At 70.3% G+C, this 11830-nt stretch carries 11 protein-coding genes; 5 read left to right on the top strand and 6 right to left on the bottom strand.

The features are described from left to right. Positions 1 to 160 precede the first annotated feature (160 nt). Positions 161 to 421: a 30S ribosomal protein S20 gene (rpsT, locus tag AC1DWR_RS13915; RefSeq protein WP_477612532.1), complete on the top strand. Its 261-nt coding sequence runs from the start codon at positions 161 to 163 to the stop codon at positions 419 to 421. Positions 422 to 608: 187 nt separating this feature from the next. On the opposite strand, the gene AC1DWR_RS13920 is transcribed toward rpsT, so the two are convergent. The 5 genes from AC1DWR_RS13920 to AC1DWR_RS13940 all read right to left on the bottom strand — a co-directional run bounded on the left by AC1DWR_RS13920 (position 609) and on the right by AC1DWR_RS13940 (position 5660). Then, positions 609 to 1214: a type II toxin-antitoxin system PemK/MazF family toxin gene (locus AC1DWR_RS13920; protein ID WP_477612533.1), complete on the bottom strand. Its 606-nt coding sequence runs from the start codon at positions 1212 to 1214 to the stop codon at positions 609 to 611. 38 nt (positions 1215 to 1252) lie between these two features. Continuing rightward, positions 1253 to 3220 (bottom strand): HNH endonuclease signature motif containing protein, encoded by a 1968-nt coding sequence (locus AC1DWR_RS13925; protein ID WP_477624661.1) that lies wholly within the window; start codon positions 3218 to 3220, stop codon positions 1253 to 1255. Between the two features lie 10 nt (positions 3221 to 3230). After that, positions 3231 to 3713: a type II toxin-antitoxin system PemK/MazF family toxin gene (locus AC1DWR_RS13930; protein WP_477612535.1), complete on the bottom strand. Its 483-nt coding sequence runs from the start codon at positions 3711 to 3713 to the stop codon at positions 3231 to 3233. 64 nt (positions 3714 to 3777) lie between these two features. Continuing rightward, positions 3778 to 4755: a phosphotransferase family protein gene (locus AC1DWR_RS13935; protein ID WP_477612536.1), complete on the bottom strand. Its 978-nt coding sequence runs from the start codon at positions 4753 to 4755 to the stop codon at positions 3778 to 3780. Next, on the bottom strand, positions 4752 to 5660 hold the full coding sequence (locus AC1DWR_RS13940) for a M48 family metallopeptidase (protein ID WP_477612537.1): 909 nt from the start codon (positions 5658 to 5660) through the stop codon (positions 4752 to 4754). Before AC1DWR_RS13940 ends, AC1DWR_RS13935 begins: the two co-directional genes overlap by 4 nt. A gap of 126 nt (positions 5661 to 5786) precedes the next feature. Here AC1DWR_RS13940 and AC1DWR_RS13945 point away from each other — a divergent pair, with 126 nt between their 5' ends. The 3 genes from AC1DWR_RS13945 (at position 5787) to AC1DWR_RS13955 (ending at position 9493) form a co-directional block, all read left to right on the top strand. Further along, positions 5787 to 7052, top strand: coding sequence for an MFS transporter (locus tag AC1DWR_RS13945; RefSeq protein WP_477612538.1), 1266 nt, complete (start codon positions 5787 to 5789; stop codon positions 7050 to 7052). A 90-nt stretch (positions 7053 to 7142) separates the two neighbouring features. Further along, positions 7143 to 8978, top strand: coding sequence for a translation elongation factor 4 (lepA, locus tag AC1DWR_RS13950; protein WP_477613405.1), 1836 nt, complete (start codon positions 7143 to 7145; stop codon positions 8976 to 8978). 44 nt (positions 8979 to 9022) lie between these two features. Next, positions 9023 to 9493 carry a hotdog fold domain-containing protein gene (locus AC1DWR_RS13955; RefSeq protein WP_477624662.1) on the top strand — a complete coding sequence of 157 codons (471 nt, stop codon included), beginning with the start codon at positions 9023 to 9025 and terminating at the stop codon, positions 9491 to 9493. Between the two features lie 45 nt (positions 9494 to 9538). Here AC1DWR_RS13955 and AC1DWR_RS13960 read toward each other — a convergent pair whose 3' ends face one another. Continuing rightward, the gene (locus AC1DWR_RS13960) at positions 9539 to 10333 is read right to left on the bottom strand and encodes a tyrosine-protein phosphatase (RefSeq protein WP_477624663.1); all 795 of its coding nucleotides are present in this window, start codon (positions 10331 to 10333) and stop codon (positions 9539 to 9541) included. A 268-nt stretch (positions 10334 to 10601) separates the two neighbouring features. Here AC1DWR_RS13960 and hemW point away from each other — a divergent pair, with 268 nt between their 5' ends. Continuing rightward, positions 10602 to 11828 carry a radical SAM family heme chaperone HemW gene (hemW, locus tag AC1DWR_RS13965; RefSeq protein WP_477612541.1) on the top strand — a complete coding sequence of 409 codons (1227 nt, stop codon included), beginning with the start codon at positions 10602 to 10604 and terminating at the stop codon, positions 11826 to 11828. Positions 11829 to 11830 lie beyond the last annotated feature (2 nt).

The following is an 11830-nucleotide window of genomic DNA, read 5'->3' on the forward strand; positions in this document are numbered from 1 at the left end:
GCTCCTCGCTGGTAGATTTGCCCCTCGCGTGCGCGCATGGTCGTGCGCGCATGCAGCACCATCCAGAGCCTCTCAACCACAGGCGCCCCACCAGCCTGGTCCCGAGAGACTTCTGCCGCCCTCTAACGGCAACCACCGACCAACCAAGAGAGACACACCTGTGGCAAACATCAAGTCCCAGCTCAAGCGGATCAAGACGAACCGCACGGCGACCGAGCGCAACAAGGCCGTCAAGAGCGAGCTCAAGACCTGGATCCGCAAGTTCCAGGCAGCCGTCGACTCCGGCGACGCCTCTGCGGCGAATGACGCTCTCGCGACCGCGAGCAAGAAGCTCGACAAGGCCGCGAGCAAGGGTGTCATCCACGCCAACCAGGCCGCCAACAAGAAGTCGGCCATGGCGAAGAAGGCCGCCTCGCTCTGACGCGAGTCGCCTTCCACGGCACACCTCACGAAGGGCCGGTCACCTACGGGTGACCGGCCCTTCGCGTTGTCCTCGGGCCATGCCCCTCCGGCCATGCCCCTCCGGCCATGCCCCTCCGGCAGCGGCACCGCAGCGGGTATGCCGCGGGGCTGAGCTCAGCTCGCGGCTCGGTCAGCTCGCGGCTCGGTCAGCTCGCGGCGCGGACGGCCGCCGCGACCTGGTCGAACCGGTCGCGGTCGAGCACCGCGCCCTCGCGTCGCACAGCGGAGGAGTCCACGCGCAGGATGCGATCCACCCGGACCTCGCTGGGACGGCCCTGGCGGTCCCAGTCGCCCGAGCCGATGTCCTGCCAGTACCGACCATGTCGGGCTTCCTGCTCGTGGTCACGGTCGTGGTCCTTGCTGGTCAGCATGAGAGCCAGCAGCCACGCGCCGTCGCGACCGATGACCAGCACCGGTCGGTCCTTGCCCTGGCGGTGGTCCTCCTCGTAGGGCACCCAGGTCCAGACGATCTCGCCCGGGTCGGGCTCGCCGTCAGGCTTGGGCGCGTAGTCGAGGGTCGGCGTGCCGGTGAAGTCGCCGGGATAGCCGGTGGCTGCTCGTTGATGCGCGGCACTGGCCGGGGAAGTCGTGGTGCCTCGCGCGGGACGCTGTGTGTCGCGGGTCGACATGGCCGCGTCGCGGGTCGGCGAGGCCGCGTCGCGGGTCGGCGAGGCCGCGTCGCGGGCGGATGTTGATGCTCGTCGCCAGAGACGGGCCAGGCGTGATCGCAGGGAGGCCGGTTCCGATGCCATGGGCGTCACGCTATCCCGGCTCAGAACGGTGGGTCGCCTCAGAGACTCGCCGGTCGGCGCAACCACCGACCCGGGCAGCCGGGCGCGTAGGCGCGGTCGAGGGTGAAGCCGACCCGTCCAGTGGTCAGCTGGGTGGCGAGCCCCTCGGCACGGTCGGGCACGACCCGCCGTCTGTTGCCGTGGCGTTCGGCCCGGCTCAGCTCGTGGGCGAGTTCTTCCTCCCACACCGACCAGAGCACTCCGGGCGCGTCGACCGGCCCCACGGCCTCGGCTTCGGGCCCTCGTCGCTCGGGCCCTCCGACTCCCTTGGGCAGGGTGACTCGCGCCGGTGGCTCGCCGTCGAGGCGTTGCAGGAAGTCGGTGGGGAGGGTCGAGCGCACCCTGCCGGTCGGGTCGGTCCAGGTGACGGTGGCGTTGGGCTCGATGCGGACCCGCCATCGGACGGTCTGCTTGATGCGGTGGTGTCGGCGGCACAGGCACATCAGGTTGGCCGCATCGGTCGGCCCCAGTGGCCAGGGTCGGACGTGGTCGAGGTCGCAGAAGCGGGCGTTGACCGAGCAGCCGGGGAAGCGGCACTGCCCATCCCGGGCTCTGACCAGGTCGACCAGCGCCGCTGGTGGACGGTAGGCCTTGGACTCGGTGAGACGCTGTCGACCAGTCCTGTCGGGGTCGGTGGCCGCGGCCAACAGGGCACCGGTCGTGGCGTCGCAGGCGACCACCTCGTGGCGCACGGTCGGTGCGATGCCTGCCGCCCCGTCGCTCGATGTGTCGCTCGTGGTGTCGCTGGTGGAGTCGCTAGCGCAGTCGCTCGTGGAGTCGCTCGTGGAGTCGCTCGTGGTGTGGCTCGTGGTGTCGCTGGTGGAGTCGCTCGTGGTGTGGCTCGTGGTGTCGAGATGGGAGTCAGCAGCGTCCCCGAGGGTGTCGAGCCACGACCTCAGCACCTGGGTGGTGCCCGGCATCCCCAACCCAGCCACCGTCACCAGCGTGTCGGCGTCACGTGCACCTGCTGCGCTCCCGGCAACTGCCTCCACCGCCGGTCCTGCTTCGGTCGGCACCGTCTTGCCGCGGGGCTCCGCCATCTGCCTGATCGTGGTGGGCGCCGTGTCGCCAACGGACTCGTGAGGCGTCGCCGTGCGCTGGTCCGGCGCGGTCAGCTGGTCCGGCGCGGTCAGCTGGTCCTGCGCGGTCAGCTGGTCCGGCCCGGCGAGCTGGTCGGCGGGGACGGCGAGCTGCACGACGAACGTGCCGGTGGCGCGGGAATGGATCAGGTCCATCAACGCATCCGCGCGGGCCTGCTCCACCCCTGTCGCCCTGCCGCCGCGGACGTACTCGCGCGCAAGCCCGTCTACCACCGCCCACCCACTGCGCGACATCTCGGCCGGGAAGCTGCCCATCCAGGTGTCCACCCCGGGCTCGTCCCCGGGCCAGCGGCGCAGGCTCCGCTCGGACCGCGCCCGAGACGCCTTGGCCCGCACCAGGTCCGGGTCCACCGCCCCCAGGACGCGGCGCACCCGCCGCCGCAGCGCCGCCGCCGGCTCCGAACCGAGGCCGTCGGCGATCCGCGCGACCACCAGGGCACAGGTCTCGGGCGCAGCGTCCCGCAGCTCCTCACCCACGACCCGGGCGCGGTACTCGTCGAGGCGGCCCTCACCCATGGCCGCGAACACCCCCGGCACCCGTGTCACCAGGTCCACGGCCGCGCCGAGGCGGCTGCCGGCGACCGCGTCGCTGACCCCCAGCTGGTCACTGACCAGGGCCGGCGCGTCCAAGCGCTCGTGCCCCAACCCGCGGTGCTGCTCCACCATCGTCCCGTCCTCCAGGACCACGTCCTCGATCGCCGCCACGTGCGCCATCGCCAGCATCTGCAACGCCGCAGCCTGGTTGATCACCGACTGGCACTCACCCGCCAGGTCCACCAGCTCACCCAAGGACCGGTCACGCCCATCCGCGCGCAACCGGGCCAGCTCCCCTTGGAGCTCGCTGGAAGTCACGGACGCATCGAACATGCGTTCGACTCTACCGGGACCCTCCGACAGCGCGAATCGCCTCGGCGACCAGGGCGAAGCGTGCCGCGTCGATGGCTGCGCCCTCGCGCCGGATGCCGCTGGGTTTCACGCGGATGATCCGGTCCACCTTCACCTCACTGGGCCGCCGTTGCCGGTCCCAGGCACCCACACCGATGCTCACGCGGTTCGGCGCCGCACGCCGACTTCGCTCTGAGTCGCCGCGCAGCTTGGTGGTCAGCATGACGCCGAGCAGCCAGCGCCCGTCCCGCCCGATCAGCAGGACGGGACGGTCCTTGCCCTCGCGGTGGTTGTCCTCGAACGGCACCCAGGTCCACACGATCTCACCCGGATCCGGCCTCCCATCGGGGACGGGGGAGTACTCCATCGCGGGGGTGCCGACGAAGTCTCCCGGGTAGGCGCCGGTGACCCATCGCCACAGTCGCCCGAGCCACCCCTGGTTGGTCCTGGCCGTGGTCTGCGTCGAGTTCCCCATCGGCCCGAGGGTACTGACGATCGCCCGACACCACGGCTGGTTCGGCCAGGTCCGAAGGCGCCGGTCAGGACCAGCCTCGGCGCGCTCCCAGCAGGGCGAGAAAGGTTCGCGCCATCTGACGTTGGTGGTCGCGGACGGCGCTGAGCGAGCCGGGAAACGTCGGCTTCACGCACGCGTCGACCATGTAGCCCACGATGACCGCGAGGAAGGCATCGACGGCCTCCGGGTCGACATCGTCGAGAAGCGGCGACCGCTGGACCATCCCGTCGACGTCGAGACCGTGGTGCGCCATCAACGGCAGGAGCCCGACGAAGTCGCACCACGCAGGCCCACGCGCGACCCAGTTCCAGTCGAGCAGACGCGCCCGGCCCTGCGGGGTGATGAGCATGTTGTCCGGCCTCAGGTCACTGTGCACCAAGCGATCTCCGACGAGGGCCTCGCTGGCCAGCCGTCCGAGGCCGGCCACCTCGGCCGCCCGCTCGGATGGCAGTGGCGGTATGCCGTCCGGCCACGACCGCGCGCCGTTCGCCAGGTCGTCCAGGCACGCCAACGACGCGGCGTCGCCGCCGACGTCGAGCGCCAGGGAGGCGTCGGTCAGCCCGGCCACGACCGAAGGGTCCATCTGGGCGAGCTCGATGCACGCGGCGTGCGCCGCCTCGGCATCGCGCTGGGTCCACGGCGTCCCGGGCATGTCACCGTCGATGGCTTCGAGGACGACCAGTTCCCAGTCCCCGGTCGAAGTAGCCCCTACCAGCTGCGGCGCGGTCACCCGGCCCGCGAGGAGCCGCAGGATGCGCGCCTCGCGCGGAATGGCCTGCAGGGCGAAGGGCGCCGAGGGCCCGGCAGCCTTGGCAAAGACTCGGCGACCGTCGCGCAGGCCCAGCAACCCGGCATACGCGCCGGTGAAACCCGTGGTCACTGGTGGGGAGGCGACCTCGACCGGCGACCCGGCCACGGTCGCGATGCCGTCGCGCACCTCCGGTGGCAGCGCTGCGAAGGCCGGTCGCACGGAGGTGTGCCGGTAGTCGACCTCATCGGTCACGGGCGGTCCTTGGGCCTCCACAGCAGCCGGCCCGGACGGCGGCGGTCGCGCAGGGCGTGGGAGCGCCAGACCAGGACCGGGTGCGACGCCAACGCGTTGACCACCCAGACGAAGAAGCCCTTCTCCGTGGTGGCCCGGTCGGCCAGCGCGTTCACGTCGACCGTGCGGTTGAGGTACTTGCCGGCGGCGAGCGTCGCCATCGCCCCGGCGCTGCCGTGGGGGACGAGGGAGTACCCGAAGTTGTCGGCGGTGTACTCCTGACTGCGGCTCAGCGTCGACCCGACGAACGGGATCCACTGTGCCCCGCTGATGGCCAGGATCCGCCAGTAGCTCGTGTGGCCCGCGGCGATGTGGCCCACCTCGTGCCCGATGATGAACCGCAGCGCGTCCGGGTTCCGTGCCTGCCCGCCGATCTCGAACAGGTCGCTGTAGACGAAGATGAACCGGCGGTACCCGTGCCCGGAGGCGGCGGCGTTGATCATGCCGTTGCCCAGGACGACGTACGCGTCGGGCACCTTCGGCAGACCGTAGTGCGCGCAGGCGTCGAGCAGCATCTGGTGTGCCTCGGGGTACTGCGTCGGCGAGATCTTCACGCCGGACAGGCGCAGGCTCGCGTAGAGCTGGCCACGCAGGAAGTAGATGAGCAGCGGTGCCGCCAGGAAGAACACGGCATAGGGATCGGGCTCCCGACGGTCGATGATGGCCGAGGCCACCTCGTAGCCCGACACGGCCCACACGAGCAACGACCCGAGGATCACGACCACCAGGCAAAGGTTCTCGAGGGGGTGTCGCAGGTGGGACCGCACGTGCTGGCGGTACCCGGGTGGGGCAGGGGGGAGCAGCGGCGCCTCGCCGGCGGGCTGCGGTGCCCCTGGCGGGTGGGCGTACCGGATCTGTTCGGCCATGGTCCCCTCGATGCTGTGTCGGTCGCGTCCGATGCTATGTCTCGACGGCTGGGCGATCCGCACCCAACCCGCCACAGGGGCGCACCATGGAGGAATGACCGGCCGACCTGCTGTCGTTGCATTCCCGTGACCGACGCCACCCTCTCCGCGCAGACAGAGCTCGACGAGCCCACGGTCCGCCCCGCGCACGTGAACCTCGCCCTGCTGGCGCTGGCCGTCGGTGGGTTCGCCATCGGTACCACCGAGTTCGTGACGATGGGGTTGCTCCCCGAGGTGGCGGCCGGGGTCGATGTCGACATCCCGACGGCTGGCCACATCGTGTCCGCCTATGCCGCGGGCGTGGTCGTGGGCGCTCCGGTCCTGGCGACCCTGGGCACGAAGATGCCCCGCAAACAGCTGCTGCTCTGGCTGATGGGGGCCTTCGCCGTGGCGAACGTGATGTCCGCCTTCGCGAGCAGCTACGGGCTGCTCATGGCGGCGCGGTTCCTGTCGGGACTGCCGCACGGCGCGTACTTCGGGGTCGGGTCGCTGGTCGCGGCGTCGATGGTGCCAGCCCACCGTCGCACCTGGGCGGTGTCGATGATGATCACGGGACTCACGGTGGCCAACATCGTGGGTGTGCCCGTCACGACACGGATCGGCCAGAGCTATGGCTGGCAGTGGCCGTATGCCGCGGTGGGAGTGATCGCCCTGGTCACCGTCCTCGCGGTGTGGCGCTGGGTGCCGTTCTGCCCGCCCGACGGCGGGGTGAGCATGCGTTCGGAGCTGTCTGCCCTGAAGCGGCCACAGGTGTGGCTGGCGCTGGGGATCGGCACCGTCGGCTTCGGCGGCATGTTCTCCACGTTCTCCTACATCTCACCGACGATGACCGAGCTCGGCGGCTTCGGCCGCGCGACCATCCCGCTGATCCTCGCGCTCTACGGCGTGGGCATGACGGTCGGAGCGCTCCTCTCGGGTCCGGTGTCCCGCCTCGGCCTGCTCCGGGGGATCACCGTCCTCCTGGTGGCGATCGCCGTCATGCTGTTCCTGTTCGGCCCGGCCGTTCAGGCGGCGAAGTGGTCCGGCCTGATCGCCGTCTTCGTGCTCGGGCTGCTGCCCAGCATCCTCGTCCCGATGCTGCAGACCCGGCTGATGGACGTCGCCCACGAGGGCCAGGCCCTCGCGGCCGCCCTCAACCACTCGACCCTCAACATCGCCAACGCCCTCGGGGCCTGGCTCGGGTCGATCGTGCTCTCGGCGGGTCTGGGCTACGAATGGCCGTCCAGGGTCGGCGGCATGCTGGCCGTGGCCGGGATCGGCATCGCCCTGTGGTCGGCCCTCCTGCAGCGATCGACCAACCGGCGCCAGTCGAGCCAGGCGGCGAGGACAGGCGCGCCGGCAGCCACGAGCTGACGGCGCGTCACCGGCATACCCCGTTGCATGGGAGGATGGGCCGTTCCGTTCTCCCGATGCCCCGTGAGGTTTGAAGCACCCGTGTCCCCGATGGCCCGCACCGCGCTGCAGCCGCACGCAACGCCGCCGGACCTGATCCGGAACTTCAGCATCATCGCCCACATCGACCACGGCAAGTCGACGCTGGCCGACCGGATGCTCCAGGTCACCGGCGTCGTCGACGGCCGCGACATGCGCGCGCAGTACCTCGACAAGATGGACATCGAGCGCGAGCGCGGCATCACGATCAAGTCGCAGGCCGTCCGCATGCCGTGGGAGCTCGACGGGACGACCTACGCGCTCAACATGATCGACACCCCCGGGCACGTCGACTTCACCTACGAGGTGTCGCGGTCGCTCGCCGCGTGCGAGGGCGCGGTCCTGCTCGTCGACGCTGCCCAGGGCATCGAGGCCCAGACGCTGGCGAACCTCTACCTCGCCATGGAGAACGACCTCGCGATCATCCCGGTGCTCAACAAGATCGACCTGCCCGCGGCGCAGCCGGAGAAGTTCGCCGAGGAGCTGGCCGGCCTGATCGGCTGCGAGCCGGAGGACTGCCTGCTCGTCTCGGGCAAGACCGGTGTGGGCGTCGAACCCCTGCTCAACGAGATCGTCAGGCAGCTGCCGCCGCCCACGGGTGACGCGGACGCGCCCGCCCGCGCGATGATCTTCGACTCGGTCTACGACACCTACCGCGGTGTGGTCACCTACGTCCGGGTCATCGACGGCAACCTCAACCCCCGCGAGAAGATCGCGATGATGTCCACCAAGGCCACCCACGAGCTGCTCGAGATCGGGGTCAGCTCGCCCGAGCCCACTCCGGCCAAGGGGCTGGGCGTGGGGGAGGTCGGCTACCTCATCACCGGCGTGAAGGACGTGCGCCAGTCCAAGGTCGGCGACACCGTCACCAACGCGGCCAAGCCCGCCAAGGAGGCGCTCGGCGGCTACCGCGACCCCAAGCCGATGGTGTTCTCGGGTCTCTACCCGATCGACGGGTCGGACTACCCCGACCTGCGCGACGCCCTCGACAAGCTCAAGCTCAACGACGCCGCGCTGGTCTACGAGCCCGAGACGTCCGCCGCACTGGGCTTCGGCTTCCGCATCGGCTTCCTCGGCATGCTGCACCTCGAGATCGTGCGCGAGCGGCTCGAGCGCGAGTTCGATCTCGACCTCATCTCGACGCTGCCCAACGTCGTCTACGACGTGACGATGGACGACGGCAAGGTGCTCACGGTCACCAACCCGAGCGAGTTCCCCTACGGCAAGGTCAGCTCGGTCACCGAGCCGATCGTGCGCGCCACGGTGCTGGCACCGAGCGAGTTCATCGGCGCGATCATGGAGCTGTGCCAGCAGAAGCGCGGCACCCTGCGCGGCATGGACTACCTCTCCGAGGAGCGCGTCGAGATGCGCTACACGCTCCCGCTCGCCGAGATCGTCTTCGACTTCTTCGACCAGCTCAAGTCGCGCACCCGTGGCTACGCCTCGCTCGACTACGAACCCGACGGTGACCAGGTGGCCGACCTGGTCAAGGTCGACATCATGCTCCAGGGGGAGACGGTCGACGCCTTCAGCTCGATCGTCCACAAGGACAAGGCCTACGCCTACGGCGTGATGATGGCCGGCAAGCTCAAGGACCTCATCCCGCGCCAGCAGTTCGAGGTGCCCATCCAGGCTGCGATCGGCTCACGCATCATCGCCCGCGAGAACATCCGCGCGATCCGCAAGGACGTCCTCGCCAAGTGCTACGGCGGCGACATCAGCCGCAAGCGCAAGCTGCTCGAGAAGCAGAAGGCCGGCAAGAAGCGGATGAAGAACATCGGCAGCGTCGAGGTGCCGCCCGAGGCCTTCATCGCCGCGTTGTCCAACGACGCAGTCACGAAGAAGTAGCCGCTTCGCCGTTTCGCGGTGTTACCGTCCGGTAACATCAGCGCATGGTCGACACCTACGCGATGTACCGGCGCCTCACGGCATACCCGCAGGGCAAGCGTCTCTTCTCGCTCGTCTTCGAACAGGCTGCGCCCTACTTCCGCACCGCACGTCCCCGGTTCGTCGAGCTGGGACCCAACCGTGCCGAGCTGACCATCAAGAAGCGTCACCGCGTGCAGAACCACATCGGCACCGTCCACGTCATCGCGATCTGCAACGGCCTCGAGGCGGCCATGGGCGCCCTCGCGGAGGCGACCATCCCGCCGACGCGCCGGTGGATCCCCAAGGGCATGGAGGTGGAGTACACCGCCAAGGCGACCACCGACATCACCTGCGTCGCCGAGACGGACCCGGCCGACTGGGCGCGCGAAGGCGACGTGGAGATCCCGGTGCGGGTCAAGGGAGTCCGCGGGGACGGCACCCCCGTCGTGCAGGGCACCATCCGCCTCTGGGTCACCGACAAACCGGCTCGGTGAGCCGCCGCAGGCGAGCGCCACGACCCGGTATGCCGCGGGGCCGGGTCAGGCCCGCAGGCTCGCGCGCAGGGCGTCCACCTCGTCCTCGCTCCAGCCCTGCGCGCGCAGCCAGCCGCTGGCGCCGCCGTAGCGCTCGGTCAGCACGCTGAGGATCCGCTCCATCGTCTCCGGCTTGGGACGGTGGTGGTCCATCGGCTGTCCCGCCAGGACCTCGCCGTAGGCGGGGCGAGCCATCAACCTGGCCACGACCCGCTCGATCCGCTCACCCGTGGCGACGTAGTCGGCGACGACGTCCTCGTCGCTCACGCCAGCCACGGACAGGGCCAGACCCACGACGGTGCCCGTACGGTCCTTGCCTGCGGCACAGTGCACGATCGTCGCGCCGCGGCTGCGCGAGACGACCTGCAGGGCAGCGCTGACCGAGTCCGGCCGGTGGGCGAGGTAGCCGAGGTAGTGGCTGGCCCAGTAGTCGTCGTCGAGACGCGGCTCGGCGTCGGCAGCGGCCTGGGCAGCCTTGGACCAGGGGAGGACCAGCGCCTCCGCCGCCGTCACCTCCCGGACGTCGTCGCGGAAGAGTGAGTGGTGGTGGTGCGTGAGGTCCCGGGCACGCAACGGCCCCGGGCCCTCGATCTGCACCTCGACGTTGCTGCGCAGGTCGACGATGTCGGTGACGCCGATGCGCTCCACGAGGTCGTCGATGTCGGCGTCGGTGAGGTCCTGGAGGTTGTCCGACCGCAGCAGTCGTCCGGTGGCGACGTGGCCACCGTCGGTGGTCGGAAGGCCTCCGACATCACGCATGTTGACGACGCCGTCGAGGTCGATCCAGAGAGGGGTGGTCACCTGCTCGACCCTACGCGTGAGCATCCCGGACATAGGTGAAGGCCTCGGAAAGTATGAGTTTCCGAGGCCTTCGACGGTCAGGACCGAGGTCCTGATCGACGCTCTCGCCGAAGCGATTGCGTGGGTTATTTCTAATCCAGGGACGACTGCGCCACAAGTGGTTCAGCGGAAATTTCTGGGACTTTCGGGGGCCATTTCGAGTCCACTCCGGCGTGTCCCCAAGACACGCCGTGTCCGGGCTGCGGGAGTCGCCTGCGAGGATGGAGCCATGCCCAGCGCCCTGCCCGACGGTGACCCCGCGCCGTCGGACGGGCTCCTCCCAGAGGCATCGCTCCAGGCTCTCGGGGACCGTCCGTTCGGCATCTACCTGCACGTACCGTTCTGCTCGGTGCGCTGCGGCTACTGCGACTTCAACACCTACACGCTGACCGAGCTCGGCGTCGACGGAGCCAGCATCGGCACGTTCGCGGACGCCGCACTGCGTGAGCTGGTGTTCGCGGTCGACGTGCTCGGCGAGGTGCCGACCGTCGACACGGTGTTCGTCGGCGGCGGGACCCCGACGATGCTGGCCGCGGAGGACCTCGCCCGGATGCTGCACGGCATACGGGACCGTTTCGGGCTGGCTCCTGGCGCCGAGGTGACCACCGAGGCCAACCCCGACTCGGTGACTCCCGCGGGGCTCGCCGTCCTCGCCGAAGCAGGGTTCACCCGGGTGTCGCTCGGAATGCAGTCGGCGGTGCCGCACGTCCTGCAGACCCTCGAGCGCACCCACGACCCGGCCAACGTCGAACGCGCGGTCGACGCCGCCCGCGCCGCCGGGCTCCAGGTCAGCCTCGACCTCATCTACGGCACCCCGGGCGAGTCCCTCGACGACTGGCGGACCAGCCTGGCTGTGGCGAGCTCGCTGGAGCCCGACCACATCTCGGCCTACGCCCTGGTGGTCGAGGAGGGCACCAAGCTGGCGGCCCAGGTACGGCGCGGACAGGTGCCCGCTCCTGAAGACGACGACGAGGCGGCCAAGTACGAGATCGCCGACGAGCACCTCGCCGCGGCGGGCTACACCTGGTACGAGGTGAGCAACTGGGCCCGGCGCGAGGAGGCGCGGTGCCGCCACAACGAGGGCTACTGGGCCGACGGCAACTGGTGGGGGATCGGGCCGGGCGCCCACAGCCATGTGGGCGGAGTGCGGTGGTGGAACGTCAAGCACCCCAACGCGTATGCCGCCCGCGTCGCCGAGGGGCTCAGCCCGGCTCACGGGCGGGAGACGCTGACCGACGAGCAGCGGTACGACGAGCGAGTGCTGCTCGGCGTGCGGCTCGTGGACGGTCTGCCGATCGCGGACCTGCGTGACGACGGGCGCCTCGCCGTCGCCGGCCTGATCGCCGACGGCCTCGTGGACGCGCAGGCGGCCCTGCGCCGTCAGCGGGTGGTGCTGACGAGGCAGGGCCGCTTGCTGGCGGACACCGTCGTGCGACGGCTCCTGGGACTGCGCTGACT

This window comes from Pedococcus sp. P2_E2 (assembly GCF_056403955.1).

Excerpts from the sequence above, each read along its gene's own strand:
- AC1DWR_RS13920 (WP_477612533.1), bottom strand. The coding sequence starts at position 1,214 with ATGGCATCGGAACCGGCCTCCCTGCGATCACGCCTGGCCCGTCTCTGG.
- AC1DWR_RS13925 (WP_477624661.1), bottom strand. The coding sequence starts at position 3,220 with ATGTTCGATGCGTCCGTGACTTCCAGCGAGCTCCAAGGGGAGCTGGCC.
- AC1DWR_RS13930 (WP_477612535.1), bottom strand. The coding sequence starts at position 3,713 with ATGGGGAACTCGACGCAGACCACGGCCAGGACCAACCAGGGGTGGCTC.
- AC1DWR_RS13940 (WP_477612537.1), bottom strand. The coding sequence starts at position 5,660 with ATGGCCGAACAGATCCGGTACGCCCACCCGCCAGGGGCACCGCAGCCC.
- lepA (WP_477613405.1), top strand. The coding sequence starts at position 7,143 with ATGGCCCGCACCGCGCTGCAGCCGCACGCAACGCCGCCGGACCTGATC.
- AC1DWR_RS13955 (WP_477624662.1), top strand. The coding sequence starts at position 9,023 with ATGGTCGACACCTACGCGATGTACCGGCGCCTCACGGCATACCCGCAG.
- hemW (WP_477612541.1), top strand. The coding sequence starts at position 10,602 with ATGCCCAGCGCCCTGCCCGACGGTGACCCCGCGCCGTCGGACGGGCTC.